We start from the raw sequence: 18,635 nt of genomic DNA on the forward strand, positions 1-18,635 counted from the left end.
CCGGGAGCGTAGAAATATTTGGTAATGCTCCATTAAGAGAGGCTTAGCGCTCGGTTTGGGAGACGGTCAGAATCTGGGCAAGGTTGTGCCCTTTGCCTACCCTTTACCGGCAGGGCCCCGGTGGTTTGCCACAGCCTGACGAAGGAAAGCGCCGCCGCGGCCGCCAGTGTCCCGTTGCGCCCGAGCATCAGCAGGCAGCCGGCCCAACTGCCCTCGATCACCAGGCCGTAGCACAGCGGATACACCACCGTGCTCAGCGCCGACGCCGCCAGGACCAGTGCCGCCACCGGGCGTTGGCCGGTGTGCCGCGAGGTCAGGCAGACGGCGGCGAGCCCCAGCAGCCAGACCATGTACTGGGGGCTGATCACCCGGCTGGTCACCGTGAACAGCAGCACCGCGCACAGCGCCGCGTCGTACGGGGTCGCCTCGGTCCAGTGCCGCGCCCGCACCCGCCACAGCACCAGCAGCCCGAACGCGCCCGCCGTCAGCGCGAGGGACGCGGCGGCGACGGCGGGCACGTACGGGCCGACCAGCTCGATGGCGCCGTACTGGTAACGAGGCCGGCCCGACCAGCCCGCGTGCCGGGCGAGGTTGAGCGCCGTGCCGCCCAGCGACTCGATCTGCACCCCGCGCCCGCCCTGTTCCGCCAGGAAGGACAGCGGATGCCGGAACGCGACGGAGAGCAGCCCCAGGACGACCGCCCCGGCGCCCGCCGCCCAGGTCCACGCGCTCCGGGTCGCCGCGCCCCGGGGCGTGCCCAGCAGCACCAGCGCGGGCCAGCCCTTCACCAGCGCGCCGAGCGCCCCCAGCGCACCACCCGCGCGCGGGGAACGCGCCAGTGCGAGCAGGGAGAGGACGGCGAGGGCGGTGACCTGGACGTCGTAGCGCGCGAGCGGCAGGTGCAGCAGCAGCGGCAGCCCGCCCGTCCACAGGGCCGCGCCGCGCAGGCTCCGCCCCGGCCGGCGCCCCGCGCGCACCAGCGCCGCCTCGATCAGCGCGTCCGCGACCAGCGTGAGCGTCACGAACGCCTGGACGTACGTCAGTCCGGGCACCAGCCCCGGCGCCAGCAGCACCGCGCCCGCGCCCGGCGGGTACTGCCACAGCGTGTCGTGCACCGGGTACGACCCCTGTTCGAGCACGCCGTACCAGTGGAAGTACAGCCGCCCCACCTCGCGCGCCACCGAACCGCCGCTGAGCAGCGGCGAACTGTCGTGCGCGAGCAGCCACAGCATCAGTGCCCGGGTGGCGAGCCAGCCGGTGGTGAGCCCGAGGACCGGGCGGGAGGTGACACGGAGACCGTTCATCGCGTTGGAGCCTAAGCCGGGTGGATGGAGTATCGGCGCCGATACGCCGCAATCACCCCCAAACATTGGCTAATCGCAAAAGATCGGGCCGTGGTGAACGTCGGGCTCCCTGGGGAAGCTGTGCAAGCGCCGTCCCGGAAGCCGCCCGCGATGCGCGGGCGGCGCGGGGTCGTGGTGGGCGTGCCCGCGCTGGTGACGCTCGCGCTCGGGCTGTGGGGGGTGGACCGGGGCGGGATGTGGCGCGACGAGGCGGTCACGTTCCAGGTCGCGCGGCGCTCGGTGCCGCAGATCTGGCGGCTCCTGGGGGAGGTGGACGCGGTGCACGGGCTCTACTACGTCCTCATGCACGCCGTGCTCGCCGTCCGCGCCGACGAGGTGATGCTGCGGTTGCCGTCGGTGGCCGGGGCGGTGGTGACGGCGGGCCTGGTGGCCGAGCTGGGCGCGCGGCTGGCGCGGCCGCGGGTGGGGCTGTGGGCGGGGCTGCTCTACGCCGTGAATCCGATGGCCGGTCACTACGCGCAGGAGGGGCGCTCCTACGCGCTGGTGGCGGCGGGGGTGACGGGGGCGACGCTGTTGCTCGCGCGGGGGGTGGAGAAGGGCGGGTGGTGGGGGTACGGCCTTGTCCTCGGGGTCACGTGCTGGCTGCACGAGTTCGCGGTGCTGGTGGTGTCGGCCCACGCGGTGGCCCTGGCGCTGGCCCGGGTGCGGGGGCGGGTGTGGCGGGGGTGGGGGTGCGCGGCGGGGGCGGTCGTGGTCTGTCTGGTGCCGATGGCGGTGGTGTCCCGGGCGCAGGCTGCACAGGTGGCGTGGTTGCGCAGACCGACGGGGGAGACGGTGGAGGGGCTGGCGCGGCAGTTCTTCGGGGTGTCCGACGGGGTGTACTGGGTGAGTCTGGGGCTGGCGTTGGCGGGGCTGCTGGCGGGGGCGGCCGGGGGGAGGGGGGAGGCCGGGAGGGTCACGCTCGCGGGAGTGGCGGGGGCGCTGGTGGTGGTGCCGCCGGCGGTGCTGATGGTGGTGTCGCGCTCTTCGTCGCCGCTGTACGTCGACCGGTACGTGCTCTACGCGCTGGCCGGGGCGCCGCTGCTGGTGGCCGGCGGGGCGGAGTGGGTGGCGGGGACGGTGCGGCGGCTGGTCACCGGCGGTCGGCCGGACCGCCGCACCCCGCCACGCGCCACCGGCGGCCGGCCGGACCGCCGCACCCCGCCACGTGCCACCGGCGGCCCACCGGACCGCCGCACCCCACCGCGCGCCCCCTCCCTCGCTGCCACCCATCCCGGCACCCTGTCCGTCATCCGCCCAGGCACCCTGTCCGTCACCCGCCTCGGCCCCTTCCCCGGCGCCTTCCCCCGCTCCCTCCCCGCCACCCTTCTCGGCCTCCTCGCGATCGCCCTCGTCCCCCTCCAGCAGTTCCCCCTGCTGCGGCAGGACCGCGACCCCGCCCGGCGTCCCGACGACCTGGCGGCGATCGCGCGGGCGGCGGCCCACGGGGTGCGGAAGGGGGACGCCGTGCTGTACCTGCCGGCGTACACCCGGAACACCGAGCTGGCGTACCCGGGGGCGTTCCGCGGGACGCGGGATCTCGCGCTGGCGCGCGCCGGGGACGTGTCGGGGACCCTGTACGGGACGGAGGTCCCCGGGGCGGAGGTGCGGCGCAGGGCGGCCGGGCTCCGGCGGGTGTGGGTCGTCGCCGACCGGGCCGTGCTGGCGGGGCGGTGGACGCCGCGCAGCCCCGTCGAGCGGGCCAAACTCGCCCTGCTCCGGCAGGAGTTCACCGTGCGCGGCGAGGCCGTGCGCGGGCGGGCCGTCGTACGGCTCTATGTGCGGACCCTCAGTCCCGCGGGGACGCGGCCTCCGTCGCCGCCGCGTCCAGCGCGCTGGTGAGGCGGTCGAGGCGGGCGCGCAGATCGGCGATCTCGGTGGCGTCGAAGCCGGTGGAGCGCATGATGCGGCGGGGCACCTCCAGCGCCCGCTCGCGCAGGGCCGCGCCCTCCTCGGTGAGCAGGACCCGCACCGAGCGCTCGTCCTCGACGCTGCGCTCCCGGCGGACGAGGCCCGCCGCCTCCAGTCGCTTGACCAGCGGGGACAGCGTGCCGGAGTCGAGCCGCAGCTGTTCGCCGAGCTTCTTGACCGGCAGCTCGCCCTGCTCCCACAGCACCAGCATCACCAGGTACTGCGGGTAGGTGAGGCCGAGGTCCCTGAGGACCACGCGGTAGACGCCGTTGAAGGCGCGGGACGCGGCGTGCAGCGAGAAGCAGATCTGGTTGTCCAGGCGGAGCCAGTCCGCCTCGGTCTCGGCGGGGGAAGCGGTCATGGGTCCCAGGGTAGCTCTTCGCCCGGCATTTGATTGTGCACAACTTAATTGTGTGCTCTACTTGTGGTGTCAGGGAAGCGCTGAGCGACCCGGCACAGGACATATCGAGAGGGATGGTTCGTCATGGACGCGCTTTACACCGCCGTCGCCACCGCCACCCACGGCCGTGAGGGCCGTGCCGTCTCCTCCGACGGCAAGGTCGACGTCAAGCTGGCCCCGCCGGTGGAGCTGGGCGGCGACGGCAAGGGCACCAACCCCGAGCAGCTCTTCGCCGCCGGGTACGCCGCCTGTTTCGGCGGCGCCCTCGGACTCGTCGGCCGCCGGGAGAAGGTGGACGTCACCGACGCCGCCGTCACCGCCGAGGTCGGCATCGGCAAGCAGGGCGAGGGCTTCGGCCTGAAGGTCACCCTGCGCGTCGAGCTGCCCGACACCGTGGACCGCGAGACCGGCCGCAGGCTGGTCGAGGCCGCCCACCAGGTCTGCCCCTACTCCAACGCCACCCGCGGCAACATCGACGTCGACCTCGTCGTCGAGTAGGCCCGGCGGACCGGACGGACAGGCCGGACGAACGGACAGACGAACGGACAGACGAACGGACCGGCCGCGCGGTGTGACGACCGCGCCGGCCGGTCCGTCCCTCACGCCCGCGTCAGCGCGTCCCGCCCCGTCGCCGCCTGACCCGGCAGCCGGATCCCGGCACCCGGCATCGGCTCGCCGAGCAGCAGTGTCCGGACGACCCGTTCGGCCGCCCGCCCGTCCTCGAACTCGCAGTAACGGGACCGGAAGACGGACCGCAGCCGCGCCGACTCCTCGTCCCGCCAGCGGCCCGAGGCGAACAGCAGAGCCAACTCCCCCTGGGAGAGGGCGACATGGCCCGGCGGCTCGGCCAGGAGGTCGAAGTAGACGCCCCGCGTCCGCCGGTGCACCTCCCAGTCGTCGGCGTGGATCACGATCGGCCGGTCCAGGTTGGCGTAGTCGAACATCACGGACGAGTAGTCGGTGACCAGCGCGTCCGCCGCCAGCAGCACGTCCGGCAGGTCGGGCTCGTCCGTCGCGTCGACCACGACACCGCGCCGGGCCAGTTCCGTCAGGCCCAGGCCGCGCGCCGGGCCGCTCGCCAGCGCGGGATGCAGCCGGACCACGAGGGTGTGCCCCTCACCGAGACCGGCCGCGAACCGGGCCACGTCGAGCCGGTCCACGTGCCCGCCCCTGCGGTAGTCCCGGCGGGTCGGCGCGTACAGCACCACCGTGTGGTCGTCGGGGATGCCGTGCCGCCGGCGGAAGTCGCCGGTGCCGCCGGTGACCAGCACGTCGTTGCGCGGGCTGCCGGTGCGCGCCGAGGCGAAGTGGCAGGGGTAGGCCCGCTCGTACACCAGCTCGGAGTGGCGGCTCGCGACCAGGCTGTGGTCCCAGCGGTCGGCCTGGCGCAGTAGCTGCGGCACGTCGACGCCGAGCCGGGCGCCCGGCTTGTCCAGCAGGTCCGCGCCGAGGTACTTCAGCGGGGTGCCCTGATGAGTGTGGATGTGCACGCTGCCGGGACGCTTGGCCGGGACACCGGTCCAGTTGACGTCGTTGACCAGGAACGAGGCCCGCGCCATGACCTCCGCGCAGCGCCGGGTGCCCGCGATCACGTGCTCCACGTCCGGCGGCAGCCCCGCCGCCGTCTCCGCGTCCCGTACGACCCACACCCCGCGCAGCTGCGGCGCGATCCGGCGGGCCGCGCGGTAGACGGCGGCCGGGTCGCCCAGCAGGCCCCGATGCGCGGAGGCCGAGTACACCACCAGCTCGGGGTCCAGCGGGCGGCGGGCGTGCAGGGACGCCCAGCCGGCGCGGGTCCGCGCGGCCGCCGCGCGGCGGACCGAGCCCGCCCGCCGGGCCGCCCCCCGTGCGGCCCGCCCCGCCTGCCGCCGCAGCCGGTAGGCGGCCCAGCCGCCCTCCAGCACGGCGACCTCGCCGTCCACCCGGGCGTCCGCGGGCTTGAGACGGCGGAACAGGTCGGCCGTACGGCGGAAGAACTCGGCCTTGTCGGCGGGCGGCAGCCGGTCCGGCTTGGCGAGGATGTCCAGGCAGTGCTCGCCCATCTTGCGGTGCAGGTACGGCCGCCAGGAGTCGAGCGCGGGCCGCTCGTCCAGGAACGCGAAGACCCGCTCGTACTGGTCGTGGACGTCGAAGTGCTTGCGGCTGGTGGTGGACAGGATGTTGCCCTGCCTGCGCTGGCGGTAGTTCAGGCAGATCCGGTCCAGCGCGGCGATCCGCCGGGCGCTGAGCATGACCGGGAAGGTCCAGGGGGTGTCCTCGTAGTAGCCGGGCGGGAACGCGAAGCCCTCCGCCTCGGTGAACTCCCGCCGGTAGACCTTGTTCCACACCACCATCAGCAGGTCAAGGATCCGCGGGTACCCGGCCGCCGTGAAGGCGTCGGGACCGGCCTCGGCCAGCACCTCCGCGAGCGCGTTGCGCCGGGTGCCGCCCCACCAGTAGGTGCGCGCGTAGTCGAACACCAGCACGTCCGGGTCGCCGCTCTCCGCCAGCCGGTCGGCGATGGCCCCGAGCGCGCCCGGGGTCAAGGTGTCGTCGCTGTCCAGGAAGAGGAGGTAGTCCCCGGTGGCGTGCGGCAGCCCGGCGTTGCGGGCCCGCCCGAGCCCCACGTTCTCCGGCAGGTGGAGCACCTTCACCCGGGGGTCGCGGGCGGCGTACTCGTCCAGGATCGCGCCGCAGTCGTCCGGCGAGCGGTCGTCCACGGCGATCACCTCCAGGTCCCGGTACGACTGCGCCAGCACCGAGTCCAGGCACTCGGAGAGGTACGCCTGCACCCGGTAGCAGGGCACGATCACACTGAAGCGGGGCACGGTCAGCTCCTCACGGGGGTCACGGCGGCGGGGGCGGGGACGCGTTCACCGAGCGGCAGCACCGGCGGGAGCGCGTGCGCCGCCTCGCCGAGCAGCACCCGCCGCACGACGCGCTCGGCGGCCCGGCCGTCGTCGAACTCGCAGAACCGCCGCCGGAACCCGGCCCGCAGCGCCGTCGACTCCGCGCCCGCGTACGCCCCGTCGCGGAAGACGGCGGCCAACTCCTCGGGGGTGCGGGCGACCGGTCCGGGCGGCTCGGCCATGAGGTCGAAGTAGACGCCCCGCGTCCGCCGGTAGACGTCCCAGTCCTCGGCGTAGATCACGATCGGCCGGTCCAGGTTGGCGTAGTCGAACATGATGGAGGAGTAGTCGGTGATCAGCGCGTCCGCGGCCAGGCACACGTCCTCGGCGCAGCGGTGCGCGGTGACGTCGATGACCTGTTCCGAGTGCCGGGCGCGGCCCTGGTCGTAGAAGTAGTGGGCGCGCAGCAGGACGACGACGTCCTCGCCGGCCGCCGCGCAGAACGCGTCCAGGTCCAGGCCGGGTTCGAAGCCGGAGTGGTGGTCGCGGTGGGTGGGCGCGTAGAGCACGGCGAACCGGCCCTCGGGGACGCCCAGTTCCCGCCGGACGCGGGCCACGTCGGCGGCGGTCGCCGTGTAGTAGACGTCGTTGCGCGGATAGCCGTACTCCAGTGCCTCCCAGGAGCCGGGGAAGGCGCGCTCCCACATCCGGGTGGAGTGCCGGTTGGAGGAGAGGTTGAAGTCCCAGCGGTCGACCCGGCCGAGCAGCCGGGTGAAGCTGCCGGAGCGCGCGGCCACCACCGGGTACGTCGACTGGTCCACGCCCATCGTCTTCAGCGGGGTGCCGTGCTGGGTCTGGAGATGCACGCTGCCCGGCCGCTTGACCACGCCCTCGGCGAAGTTGGCGTTGTTGACCAGGTACGTGGCGCGGGCCAGCACCTCCCAGGCGCGGTGGGAGCCGAGCACCGCGTACTCGACGTCCTTCGGCATGGTGTGCTCCTGCCCGGCCTCCACCAGGAAGACCGAGCGCAGGTGCGGGGCGAGTTCACGGGCCTTGGCGTGGATCGCGGCCGGGTTGCAGGCGTAGCCGCGGCCCCAGTAGGCGCAGTACACGGCGAGGCCGGGGTCCAGCGGGCGGCGCAGGGCGGCCCGGTAGCGCAGCCGGGTGCGGACCGCGCGCGGGCGCGGCACCGTCCGGGCGGCCCGGCTCGCGAGCCGGTTCGCGTCGCGCAGGGCGCGGAAGGCGTCGTACGCGCCGACCGCGAGCAGCCGGTGCTGCACACCCAGGCTGCCGCGCGGCATCCGGTGCCCCTCCGGACTGAACCGCCGGTACAGGCGGGCCGCGCGGCGGAAGAACGCCCGGTGGCCGTGGGGCAGCCGCTCCGGCCGGGAGGCGGTCTTCAGCACCAGCGCGAAGAGCTGGTCGAAGAGGGGACCGGTGCGCTCGGCGGGCAGGGCGCGCTCGGCGGCCCGCGTGAGGACCAGCTCCACCTGGTCGAGGAGGGTGTGCTGCCGCTCTCCGGGCGCGTTCAGCCGGCTGCCCTGCCGGCGCAGCCGGTGCCGCACGACGACCCGGCGCAGTACGGCGATCCGCCGGGCGGCGACCGTGGTCAGCCCGCCCCAGCCGAGGTCGGTGAAATGTCCTTCGGGGAAGGTGAGTTCGTGCTCGGCGAGGAAGGCGCGGCGGTACACCGCGCTCCACGCGGGGAGCAGGGCGCCGGTCAGCCGCGGCAGCTCGGCGGGGGTGAAGGCGCCCTCCGGGGCACCGGCGAACAGCGGCGCGACCGGGTTGGCGGGATCGCCCTCCCACCAGGGGGCGCGCTCGTGCTCCACGTACAGGACGTCCACCCCCGCGGTCTCGGTCAGCCGGGCGTCCACGGCCGCGAGCGCGCCCGGCAGCAGCAGGTCGTCGCCGTCCAGGAACAGCACGTACGCGCCGGTCGCCGCCCGCAGCCCGGCATTGCGCGCCCCGCCGAGCCCCTCGGACGGCGGTGAGTGGACCGGCCGCACCCGGGGGTCCTGCCCGGCGTGCCCGGCGGCCACCCCGGCGGCCGGGGCGTCGGGCGCGTCGCAGACCGGGATCAGCTCCAGGTCGCCGAGGGACTGGCCGAGGACCGAGTCCAGCGCCTGGGACAGCCGGCCGGCGACCCCATGGGAAGGGACGATAATGCTGAAGCGGGGCATACTGCTCTTTCTGTCGTCATGCGAAGGCTGCGGGCGCGGCCGGGTCGCCCCGCCGGGCGCCAGGTGGACGGCCGGCTCGGAGTGGGCCGCGTCGAGCCGAGGGCCATGGGAACTCCCGGTGATCTCAGCGGTGTTCGGCGGCCCTGGGGTCGGGGTGGGGCTCGGCCGGATGCGGCACGGTGGTCAACGGTTGCCGTTCGGTGCCCGCGGTACCCCTACGGGCCGCCGCGGCCGACGGCACCGGACGGCGCTCGGCGGGCGGCACCACCGGTGACGGCTCGGTGCGGCCCAGCACGATGTGCCGTACGACCCGCTCGGCGGCGCGCCCGTCGTCCCACGGGCAGAACCGGTCCCGGAACGCGGCCCGCAGCCGCGCGGCGCGCGCGCTGTTCCAGCGGCCGTCGGTGAACACCCGGGCCAACTCGTCCTCGTCGCGCCCCACCTCGCCCGGCGGGGCAGCGGGCAGGTCGACGTAGGCGCCGCGGACGGCCTCGTACGCCGCCCAGTCCCCGGTGTGCAGCACGATCGGCCGGTCCAGGCCCGCGTAGTCGAACACGAGCGGCGACTGGTCGGTGAGCAGCGCGTCCGAGGCCAGGCACAGCTCCTTGCGGCAGGGGTGCGCGGAGACGTCCACGACCCGGGCGCCCTCGACGGGCACGTCCCCGTGGGTGCGGGCGAGGATCACGAAGCGCGGGCCGAGGGCGTGCGCGAGCCGCGGCAGGTCCAGCGGGAGGTGCTGGGTGCGGCGGTGGTCGCGGCGGGCGGGCGCGTAGAGGATCGCGACCGCGCCCACGGGGACGCCCAGCGAGGCGCGCAGCCGGGCCACGTCGTCGGGGGTGGCCCGCTGGAAGACGTCGGTGCGCGGGCTGCCGTACTCCAGGGTGGTGTAGCGGCCCGGGTGGACCCGCTCCCAGACCAGGGTGGAGTGCCGGTTGCCGGAGACCACGTGGTCCCACTGGTCGACGTCCCGCAGATGCGCCGCGTGGTCGGTGCCCCGGGCGGCCGTCGGACGCTCCGCGAGGTCAAGTCCGGTATGACCGAGGGGAGTTCCTCCGAGGGTGCGCACGAGGATCTGCCCGTCCCGCTTGCGCAGCCCGCGCGTGAGGTGGGCGTCGCCGAACAGGTACGTGGAGCGGGCGAGCGCCGTCCAGTGGGCGGCGGTGCCGGGGGTGATGCGGCGGGGGCCGGGCGGGAGCGGGTGCGGGTGCGCCGGGTCGGCGAGCCAGGCGGTGCGCACGTGCGGGGCGTACCGGCGCACCGCCTCCTCCAGCGCGGCCGGGTCGCCGGCGTACCCGCCCTCGGCGCCGAACAGCGCCCGCTCGGGCCGCAGGGGCAGCCGGAGCTGGATCCGGTAGTGCAGCCGGAGCGCGCCGGAGCGCACGACGCGCGCCGTACCCAGCACGGCCCTGCGCACGCGCCGGCGGACGGCGGAGACGTACCGCAGCGCCCGGAAGGTGCGGTGCAGCCCGAACCGGATCAGCACGTGCCGCCGCCTCAGCCGCGCCTTCGGCACCCGGTAACGGCGGTGGTGGTCGCGGGCCCGGCGCAGGAACTCCCCGTGGCTGCCGCGCGGCAGCCGCCCCGGCCGGGTGAAGACGACCCCGTAGTGGTCGACCATCCTCCGGAACAACTCGGGTTTCCAGCAGGCGAGTTCGGGGTGGTCGGCGACGTAGGCGAAGACCCGCTCGTACTGGTCGAACAGATCGAAGTGCTTACGGCTGGTGGTGGACAGGATGCTGCCCTGGCGGCGCTGCCGGTAGTGCACGCACACCCGGTCCAGCGTGGCGACCGACCCGGCCGCCATCAGCACCGGGAAGGTCCAGGGGGTGTCCTCGTAGTAGCCCGGCGGGAAGGTGAAGCCCTCCGCCGCGACGAACTCCCGCCGGTACGCCTTGTTCCAGGCCACCATCAGCACCCGCAGCAGCCCCGGCCGGTCCGTGAGCCGGAAGGGCGCCGGGCCGCGCTCGGACAGCTCGGCCGCCAGATGGTTGCGCACCCGCCGGCCGTCCCCGTACGTGCGCTCGTAGTCGTACACCAGCACATCCGGCCCGCCGGTCGCCTCGATCCGCTCGGCGATGGCCCGCAGCGCGCCCGGGGTGAGGGTGTCGTCGCTGTCCAGGAAGATCAGGTAGTCGCCGGTGGCCTGCGCGATCCCCGCGTTCCGGGCCCGTCCGAGCCCCCGGTTCTCCTCCAGGTGCACCGGCTTCACCCGGGGGTCCCGGGCCGCGTACTCGTCGATGATCTCCCCGCACGCGTCAGGCGAACGGTCGTCCACGGCGATCACTTCGAGATCCGGGTACGACTGCGACAGCACCGAGTCCAGGCACTCGGGGAGGTACGCCTGGACCTGGTACGCGGGGACGATGACACTGAACCTGGGCACGGGACATCCATGGGTCGGTCGGCGCGGGCGTTATGCCCGGCAACGGCCGAAGGAGTGACGGGGTTACGGCCTGTACGGCATTCGGGGGACACCCAGCGAGCGGGAGGGGGCCGGCCCGTGCCCGAGCCGACCCCCCTACTGCCTTCCGCGAACGCCTACTTGACCGCCCCCGCCATCACCCCCGACACGAACTGCCGCTGGAACGCGAAGAACACGGCCAGCGGGATCACCATGGAGATGAACGCACCGGGCGCCAGCACGTCGATGTTGTTGCCGAACTGCCGTACCTGGGTCTGGAGCGCGACCGTGATCGGCTGGGTGCCGGACTTGGTGAACACCAGCGCGACCAGCATGTCGTTCCACACCCACAGGAACTGGAAGATGCCGAGGCTCGCGATCGCCGGTCCGCCGAGCGGCATCACCACCCGCGCGAACAGCCGCAGTTCACCGGCCCCGTCGAGGCGGGCCGCCTCCAGCAGTTCGCGCGGGATCTCCGCGAAGAAGTTCCGCAGCAGGAACACGGCGAACGGCAGACCGAAGCCGGTGTGGAACAGGACCACGCCGAGGATCGTCCCGAACAGGCCGATCTTCCCGAACAGTTCGGCGATCGGCAGCAGCGCCACCTGCACCGGCACCACCAGCAGGCTGACCACACCGAGGAACCACCAGTCCCGGCCCGGGAACTCCATCCACGCGAACGCGTATCCGGCGAGCGAGCCGATGACCACGACGAGCACGGTCGCCGGGACCGTGATCAGCACCGTGTTCAGCAGGGAGTGGGTGATGTCGCCGTTCTCCAGCAGGTTCTTGTAGCTGCCGAAGGTCAGCTGGGAGGGCTTGGTGAACACCGTCCACCAGCCGCTCGCGCTCATGGCGTCGGGGGAGCGCAGCGAGGAGATCAGCAGGCCGATGGTCGGCACCAGCCAGAACAGGCCGACCAGGACGAGGAAGACCCGGACCAGGGTGCCGTTCAGCCGCTGTGCGATCCTCGCGCCGAGCGACTGCCGGGCCCTGGGCGCGGGTGCCGCCTTCCGCACGTCGGTGGCGAGCGCCGTCATCGCCGTACCTCCCGCCTGAGCCGTCGGATGTTGAACAGCATCACCGGGATCACCAGCAGCAGCAGGAACACCGCGATCGCGCTCGCGACGCCCGGCTGGCCCTCCGCGAAGCCCCTGCGGTACAGCTCCAGGGCGAGCACGTTGGCGTCGTCCTGCGAGGAGCCGGGGGCGATGATGTAGACGAGGTCGAACACCTTGAGCACGTTGATCATCAGGGTGACCGCGACGACCGCGAGGACCGGCGCGAGTAACGGCACGGTGACCCTGCGGAACACCTGCCACTCACTCGCGCCGTCCACCCGCGCGGCCTCCAGCAACTCCCGCGGCACGCCCGCGAGTCCGGCCGCGATCAGCACCATCGCGAAGCCCGCCCACATCCAGACGTACGCGCCGATGATCGCCGGGGTGACCAGCGCCGGGCCGAGCCACTCCACGCCGTTGTACGGCTCCCGGAAGTTGCCGGCCGGCAGCCGCAGCCGGGCCCCGTCCGCGGCGGCGGGCAGCGTGAAGGTGCCGTCCGCCGCCGCCTTCGCCGAGGCCACGACCTTGCCGCCCTTCACCGCCTCGATCCGCATCCCCGGATAGCCCAGCTCCGCCGGGTCGGGCGCGCCGAGCCGGCCGACGCCCTTGCCGCGGGTGAAGTCCTGCCAGGTGGTGCCGGTGACCCGGCCCGGTTCGGCCTTCGCGGCCGCCGCCTTCTTCGCGCCGCCCGGCATCATGTCCGGGGCGACTCCGACGAGCGGCAGGGTGACCGGCTGCCCGGCGTGCACGACGGTCCTGGTGACGAACCCGCCGTCCTTCGGCACCAGCGGCGACCGGCGCCCCGGATGCGCCTTCGGGAACGCCGAGGACTGCGCGAACGTGTCGTGCACCGACACCCACGCGGCGTTGGCGACGCCCTTGTCCGGGTCCTGGTCGTACACCAGCCGGAAGATGATCCCGGCCGCGAGCATCGAGATCGCCATCGGCATGAAGACGACCAGCTTGAACGCCGTGCCCCAGCGCACCCGTTCGGTCAGCACCGCGAAGACCAGCCCGAGCGCGGTGGAGACGGCGGGCGCGAACACCACCCAGATGACGTTGTTCTTGAGGGCGGTGAGGATGCCGTCGTCGGTGAAGACCGTCCGGTAGTTGTCGAACCCGGCGAAGCCGTGCCCCGAGTCGGTGCCGAAACTGCGGACGATCGAGTACCCGATCGGGTAGACCACGAGCGCGCCCAGCAGCACCAGGGCGGGCAGCAGGAACAGCACTGCCACGGCCTTACGGGTGCCGGTCACGCTCTTGCGCGCGCGAGGCGCGGCGGGACCCGGTGGGGCCCCGGCCGCCGCTGCCGACGCCATCGCCGGCTCAGCTCCCGCTTCCGTACGCGGCCGCCGCGTCCTTCTCCAGCTTCGCCTGGGTGCCCGCGACGTCGCCCGGGTTCTTCAGGAAGTCCTGGAGATCCTTCCACTCGCCCTTGCCGGGGGTGCCGCCGAACGCCTGCGGGGCCTGGTCGGACATGTCGAAGCGGAAGTCGTCACCGGACGCGATCAGCGCCTCGGCGATCTTCCGCTGCACGCTGTTCGGGTACGCGGAGATGGGCACGCTCTTGTTCGGCGAGAGGTAGCCGCCCAGCTTCGCCTGGATCGTGGCCGCGTCCGGGGAGGCGAGGAAGGCCATCAGGGCCTGCGCCGCCTTGGAGTCCTTCAGGATCACCGCCGCGTCGCCGCCGGAGACCACGGGCGCGGCGGAACCGACGGCGGGGAACGGGAACACCTTGGCGTCCGTGCCCACCTTCGCCTTGGTCTCACCGATGTTGACCTGCGCGAAGTCGCCCTCGTAGACCATCGCGGCCTTCGGCTGGTCGCCGCCGGTGAAGGTCTGGGTGACCGAGCTGGGGAACTCCGTCTGCAACGCGCCGTTCTGCCCGCCCGCCAGGTAGTCCTTCTTGCCCCAGATCTGCGCCAGCGTCTCCAGCGCCCGCTTCACCGACGGGTCGGTCCACTTGATCTTGTGCTGGGCGAGCTGGTCGTACTTCTGCGGCCCCGCCTGCGACAGATAGACGTTCTCGAACCAGTCCGTCAGCGGCCACCCGTCCGCGCCCGGCACGGAGAAGGGCGTGACCCCGGAGTCGTACACGGCCTGCGCGGCCGTCAGCAGGTCCTGCCAGGTCCGCGGCTCCTTGGCGCCCGCGTTCTCGAAGGCCTTCGCGTTGTACCAGACCAGAGACTTGTTGGCGGCCTTGTAGTAGACGCCGTACTGCTTGCCGTCGACCTTGCCGATGTCCTGCCAGCCCTGCGAGTAGTTCTTCCGCACCTCCTTGAGCGCGTCCGGCCCGACCGGCTTGGCCCACCCCTTGTCCACGGCCTGCTTGATGGCGCCGGGCTGCGGCAGCAGCGCCACGTCCGGCGGCTGCCCGCCCGCGACCTTCGAACCGAGGAAGTTGATGATCGGGTCCTGCGCGGGCACGAAGGTGACCTTCGCGCCGGTGCGCTTCTCGAACTCCGCGAGGACCTTCTTGAAGTTCGTCTGCTCCTGCCCGGTCCACACGGCCGCGATCTCCAGCTTCGCCCCGTCCAGCCTGGGCAGCGAGACGGAGGCGCCACTGGACGGCGAACTCCCCTTGTCCTTCTTGTCGTCACCGCCGCCCCCGCCGGAGCACGCGCTGAGCACAAGGCCCCCCGCGAGCAACGCGGCGACCGCGCCGACGGCCCTGCCGGTCCGGATGGTGTCGCTCTTGCTGCGCATCACTTCCCCGTTCGTCGTTCTCCGTCTTTCACCGTGAACGTCAGAACTCTGTCCCGTGCGGTCCGGTGTACGCCGGGCCGCGGAGGCGGGGCAAGAGCGCCTGCGGGCGGGGCGGGGTGATCGTGACCGGGTCGTGACCGGGGGCGTATGCGCCTTGCTTCAGGGCACGTTGGGCTTCGCCCCGCCTACAGCAGCGAGGGCACCTGGGCGGCCGCGACCTGGCGGGCGGCGCGTTCCACGGCACTGGCCAGGAGGGCCAGGTCGGTGGGGCCGTTGCCGAGTTCGCGGACCGGGCGGCGGGTCGGGGGGTCGCCCATGCGGTGCCAGTCCAGCGGGACGACCGTGGGGCGCTGGGTCGCGGTGCGGGGGATGCGGCCGGTGACCCGGCCGGCCTGGAACTCCACCGAGCCGCCGTCCGGCCGGGCCAACTCGCCGCGACCCGGGGCCGGTTCGTCGGGGCCCTGCTGCGGAGGCGCCAGGGTGATGCGCAGGGCGGCCCGGCGGGCCGGTTCGCTGTCCGCCGTACGGCCGTCCGTGCCGGCCGCCGCCACCAGGTGCACGCCCAGCCGCTCGCCCTCGCGGGCCACCGCCTCCAGCGCCCGCGTCACCGAACCCGCGGCGGGCCGGCCGGGGGCGCCGAGCGCGGGGGAGACCAGCGCGTCCAGATCGTCGACGACCACCACGAGCCGGGGCAACGGCGGTGCCGCCTCCGCGCGTTGACGAGCCGCGGCGCCCGGCCGCAGCCGCAGCGTGGAGCTGGGCGGCGCCTCGATGTCCCCCGCGCCGGGCGGAGTGCGCTGGGCGACGACCCGGCCCGGCGGCGCCTGCCCCGCGTGCCACTGCGCGAAGTCGGTCCGGCCCAGCAGCTCCGCGCGCCGCTTCAGCTCCGCGCTGAGCGACTGCGCGAACTCCCGCATGCGGACGGGGTCGTTGGCGATCAGGTGGGTCGTCACATGGGGTATCTCCACGCAGACCCGCAGGCCCTCGTTGCGTCCGGGGCCCGTGCCGACGCCGTCCCGGCCGTCGATGAGCACCATGCCGAGCCGGTCCGGCCGCTCGGCCGCGGCCAGCGACGCCACGACGGCCCGCAGCAGCTCCGTACGACCACTGCCCGCCGGGCCCTCGATCAGCAGATGCGGACCGTCGGCCACCAGGTCCGCGGTGACCGGCCCGTGCGGTCCGGCGCCGAGCACCGCGCGGGCCCGGCCGCCCAGCGCCTCCGGGTCGTCCGCCGCGTCCGCCCAGCGGGCCATCAGCGAGGCCGGGGTGGCGCGGGCCAGGCCCAGCTCGTCCAGCAGCCGCGCCGACTGCGGCAACGGCGTCGCCACCCGCGCGTGCCCCGCCCCGGCCGGGCCGTCCGCCCGCAACGGGGCCAGCGCCCGCGCGAACCGCTCCGCCCACGCCGGGGACACCGCGTCCACGGCGGCGAGCACGCCGGGCGCCACGGGCCCGCCCGGCGCGACCCGCATCAGCCGGAGCGTGCCGGCCACGTCGCCGCCGAGCAGGGCCACGGCCCCGCAGTGCCGCAGCGTCGGGGTCACGGCGCATGCCGCGTCGTAGGTCCGGCCCGCCGGGGACGCCGCCGAGGACGCGCCGACCTCGGCCAGGCACACCACGTGCACTCCGGCCCGGGGGCCCGCCACGGCCACGCGGGCCAGCCCCTCCTGGAGCCCGCTCCCGCCGGGATCGCCGTCGACCACGACGACCGTGTAGGGGCCGGGGAAACCGGTGCCGACCTCGTCCCTGGCCCAGGACGGGCGGCGAGGGGAGGTGTCCCGCGTCGGCGCCCCGAAAGCCGGGGACAGGGTGCCCTGGCCCGGGGCGCCGAGGGGCCCGACGGGGGCGCCGGGCGCCTCCGGACCCCGGCTCTGCTGAGGCATCGGCGGGGTGTCGTACGGCGTGCCGGGCCGTGCCCCGGATCCCGCCGGGGCCGGGCCGGGGCGGCCGGCTCCCGCGCCGCGCGCCGTGAAGTCGTCCACCCGGCGCAGCAGTTCCTCCGTGCGGGCGGCGGCCTGTTCGCGGTCGTAGGCAAGCAGGAGACGGCAGTCCTGACCGTGGTTCGGGCGGACGTGCGGGAGCCAGCCCAGCCAGGACCACTCGGCCGTGCGCTCCTCCACGGGACGGGAGCCGTCGGCGCTGATCAGCACCACTTCCAGCAGATCGGGGGAGTGCAGCGCGGCGAGCTGGGCCAGCACCGCGCGGGCCAGCCCGGACAGCCGGGGCCGGGGCCCGGCGAGGCCCAGCGCGCCCGCCTCCCGCAGCGCGGCGGTCACCGGCACGGCCGGCAGCAGGCCCGCGCCGTCCGGCGTGCTCCGGTCGGCGGTGCCGAGCCGTACGGTCAGCGCCTCCGGGTGTCCCGGCCCCCGTTCCCACAGCCGGGGTCCCGGGCCGAGCGCCGTCAGCAGCAGCGCGGCGGGGTCCGGCCAGGTGTCGGGCCGCTGGGGAACCCCGGCGTCCGGGGCGTCACCGGCCGCGTCCGTGCCGTCGTACGCCCGCGCGCCGCCCTCCGGCTGCTCGCCCCGCCCACCGGCCAGCCGCCGGGCCCAGGCGCCGAGGCCCCGCCGCCGGACGGTCTGCGCCCCGCCGCCGACCCCGAACCGCCCCGCGTGCGTGTCCCCGCCGCGCCCGGTGAACCCCTCACCACCGCGATGCTCCGGGGAACCGGCGTCGGCGGTTCCCCACGAGGCGGAGCCGTACGCGTGCCCGGTGACCTCGGCACCGGTCGCCGAAGGCGCCGGATCCGGTACGGGTGGTGCTGGTGATGCCAGTGGTACCGGCGAGGCCGGCGGTGCTGACGTGAAAGCGGAATCCGGCGCACCGGACCCGGCCCCGACCCTCAGACACCCCTCTCCGTCCGCGACCACCGGCACCCGCGCGCGTGGCCCCCCGGGAGCGAGCCGCAGCGCCGACTCCCCGACCCGCACCAGGCCCCCGGCGGGGACCCGCACCGCCCGCTCCCCGACCCGCGCGCCGTCCAGCGTCGTACCGTTCGTGGATCCGAGGTCCGCGACGGACACCCGCCCGTCCGCGCCCACCGTGACCGCGCAGTGCAGGCGCGAGACATCGGGGTCGTCCAGCGGCACGTCCGCGTCCGCGGAGCGCCCGACGGTGATCCGGCCGCCGTGCAGCAGATGGACCCCGCCCGCGTCCGGCCCCGCCACCACGTGCAGTTGCGTGGGCGCGCCGTCCAGCTCGGGGTGCGGTTCGGCGGCCGCGGGGGCGCCCAGGGACAGCACGGCGCCGTCGACCAGCGGCGGCTCCCCGAGAACGGCGCGGCGCGGATCCAGCCGCTCGACACCGGCGTACAGCACGACCGCCGCGCCCCCGGTGTCGCGGCCGGCGCCCTCCCCGGTGACCGCTCCGGCCAGCGCGGACGCGACCGCGGCGAGGTCGGTGCCCGCGGGCGCCGTGACCAGCACGTCGCGGCTCGCGCCCCGCTGCGGGGGCGGGCCCAGCGGGTCTACGACGGTCAGCCGGATCTGCATCGGCGTCAGCGGTCCCTTCTGCGCGGGTCTGCGCGGGCGCGGACTACCCCCCACCCCACACGAGCACGTCGGCCAGTACGGGAAGCATCCTCGCACCTGCCGTCGGCGCCGCGCCCGCCACCCGGTGCCAAGTGATCTTGATTGGTCGGCTCTGCCCCCAAAAATGCCTGACATGGGCCGCGCGGACGATCAGTTGAGATCGGTCACGTCCCTTCTTATGGCGGCTCAGGGCGTCTTGTGACGGCTCGGGGCATCTCGTGGCGGCTCACGGCGACTTCCGGCGGCAACCACGGCCCGAAGACACGCGTCTTTCCTTC

General features: G+C 74.5%; 11 protein-coding genes. 2 read left to right on the forward strand and 9 right to left on the reverse strand.

Annotated features, from left to right (window positions below; all coding sequences use genetic code 11):
- Positions 1 to 32 precede the first annotated feature (32 nt).
- Positions 33 to 1,304 carry a glycosyltransferase 87 family protein gene (locus AB0927_RS00165; RefSeq protein ID WP_366665177.1) on the reverse strand — a complete coding sequence of 424 codons (1,272 nt, stop codon included), beginning with the start codon at positions 1,302 to 1,304 and terminating at the stop codon, positions 33 to 35.
- A gap of 150 nt (positions 1,305 to 1,454) precedes the next feature.
- Between AB0927_RS00165 and AB0927_RS00170 the strand changes: the two genes are divergently transcribed.
- A complete protein-coding gene (locus tag AB0927_RS00170; protein ID WP_366665178.1) occupies positions 1,455 to 3,185 on the forward strand; it encodes a glycosyltransferase family 39 protein in 1,731 nt (576 codons plus the stop codon).
- Here AB0927_RS00170 and AB0927_RS00175 read toward each other — a convergent pair.
- The gene (locus tag AB0927_RS00175) at positions 3,133 to 3,615 is read right to left on the reverse strand and encodes a MarR family transcriptional regulator (protein ID WP_366665179.1); all 483 of its coding nucleotides are present in this window, start codon (positions 3,613 to 3,615) and stop codon (positions 3,133 to 3,135) included. The genes AB0927_RS00170 and AB0927_RS00175 overlap by 53 nt on opposite strands.
- Positions 3,616 to 3,738: 123 nt before the next feature.
- On the opposite strand from AB0927_RS00175, the gene AB0927_RS00180 reads away from it, so the two are divergent.
- Positions 3,739 to 4,152 carry an organic hydroperoxide resistance protein gene (locus AB0927_RS00180; RefSeq protein WP_366665180.1) on the forward strand — a complete coding sequence of 138 codons (414 nt, stop codon included), beginning with the start codon at positions 3,739 to 3,741 and terminating at the stop codon, positions 4,150 to 4,152.
- Between the two features lie 101 nt (positions 4,153 to 4,253).
- Here the strand turns inward: AB0927_RS00180 and AB0927_RS00185 are convergent, their stop codons facing one another.
- The 7 genes from AB0927_RS00185 to AB0927_RS00215 all read right to left on the reverse strand — a co-directional run bounded on the left by AB0927_RS00185 (position 4,254) and on the right by AB0927_RS00215 (position 18,318).
- Positions 4,254 to 6,461 (reverse strand): CDP-glycerol glycerophosphotransferase family protein, encoded by a 2,208-nt coding sequence (locus AB0927_RS00185; protein ID WP_366665181.1) that lies wholly within the window; start codon positions 6,459 to 6,461, stop codon positions 4,254 to 4,256.
- A gap of 2 nt (positions 6,462 to 6,463) precedes the next feature.
- Positions 6,464 to 8,665, reverse strand: a complete 2,202-nt coding sequence (locus tag AB0927_RS00190; RefSeq protein WP_366665182.1) for a CDP-glycerol glycerophosphotransferase family protein — start codon at positions 8,663 to 8,665, stop codon at positions 6,464 to 6,466.
- A gap of 124 nt (positions 8,666 to 8,789) precedes the next feature.
- The gene (locus AB0927_RS00195) at positions 8,790 to 11,048 is read right to left on the reverse strand and encodes a CDP-glycerol glycerophosphotransferase family protein (protein ID WP_366665183.1); all 2,259 of its coding nucleotides are present in this window, start codon (positions 11,046 to 11,048) and stop codon (positions 8,790 to 8,792) included.
- Positions 11,049 to 11,203: 155 nt separating this feature from the next.
- Positions 11,204 to 12,106 carry a carbohydrate ABC transporter permease gene (locus tag AB0927_RS00200; protein WP_366665184.1) on the reverse strand — a complete coding sequence of 301 codons (903 nt, stop codon included), beginning with the start codon at positions 12,104 to 12,106 and terminating at the stop codon, positions 11,204 to 11,206.
- Complete coding sequence (locus AB0927_RS00205) at positions 12,103 to 13,446, reverse strand: sugar ABC transporter permease (RefSeq protein ID WP_366665185.1); 1,344 nt, start codon at positions 13,444 to 13,446, stop codon at positions 12,103 to 12,105. Before AB0927_RS00205 ends, AB0927_RS00200 begins: the two co-directional genes overlap by 4 nt.
- Before the next feature lie 7 nt (positions 13,447 to 13,453).
- Positions 13,454 to 14,833 (reverse strand): ABC transporter substrate-binding protein, encoded by a 1,380-nt coding sequence (locus AB0927_RS00210; RefSeq protein WP_366665186.1) that lies wholly within the window; start codon positions 14,831 to 14,833, stop codon positions 13,454 to 13,456.
- A 185-nt stretch (positions 14,834 to 15,018) separates the two neighbouring features.
- The gene (locus tag AB0927_RS00215) at positions 15,019 to 18,318 is read right to left on the reverse strand and encodes an FHA domain-containing protein (protein WP_366665187.1); all 3,300 of its coding nucleotides are present in this window, start codon (positions 18,316 to 18,318) and stop codon (positions 15,019 to 15,021) included.
- Positions 18,319 to 18,635 lie beyond the last annotated feature (317 nt).

The sequence above is a fragment of the Streptomyces sp. NPDC048106 genome (assembly GCF_040706415.1).
In the GTDB taxonomy this organism is placed as follows: domain Bacteria; phylum Actinomycetota; class Actinomycetes; order Streptomycetales; family Streptomycetaceae; genus Streptomyces.

Coding starts and splice junctions, on each gene's coding strand:
- AB0927_RS00165 (WP_366665177.1), bottom strand. CDS start 1,304: ATGAACGGTCTCCGTGTCACCTCCCGCCCGGTCCTCGGGCTCACCACC.
- AB0927_RS00170 (WP_366665178.1), top strand. CDS start 1,455: ATGCGCGGGCGGCGCGGGGTCGTGGTGGGCGTGCCCGCGCTGGTGACG.
- AB0927_RS00175 (WP_366665179.1), bottom strand. CDS start 3,615: ATGACCGCTTCCCCCGCCGAGACCGAGGCGGACTGGCTCCGCCTGGAC.
- AB0927_RS00180 (WP_366665180.1), top strand. CDS start 3,739: ATGGACGCGCTTTACACCGCCGTCGCCACCGCCACCCACGGCCGTGAG.
- AB0927_RS00190 (WP_366665182.1), bottom strand. CDS start 8,665: ATGCCCCGCTTCAGCATTATCGTCCCTTCCCATGGGGTCGCCGGCCGG.
- AB0927_RS00200 (WP_366665184.1), bottom strand. CDS start 12,106: ATGACGGCGCTCGCCACCGACGTGCGGAAGGCGGCACCCGCGCCCAGG.
- AB0927_RS00205 (WP_366665185.1), bottom strand. CDS start 13,446: ATGGCGTCGGCAGCGGCGGCCGGGGCCCCACCGGGTCCCGCCGCGCCT.
- AB0927_RS00210 (WP_366665186.1), bottom strand. CDS start 14,833: ATGCGCAGCAAGAGCGACACCATCCGGACCGGCAGGGCCGTCGGCGCG.
- AB0927_RS00215 (WP_366665187.1), bottom strand. CDS start 18,318: ATGCAGATCCGGCTGACCGTCGTAGACCCGCTGGGCCCGCCCCCGCAG.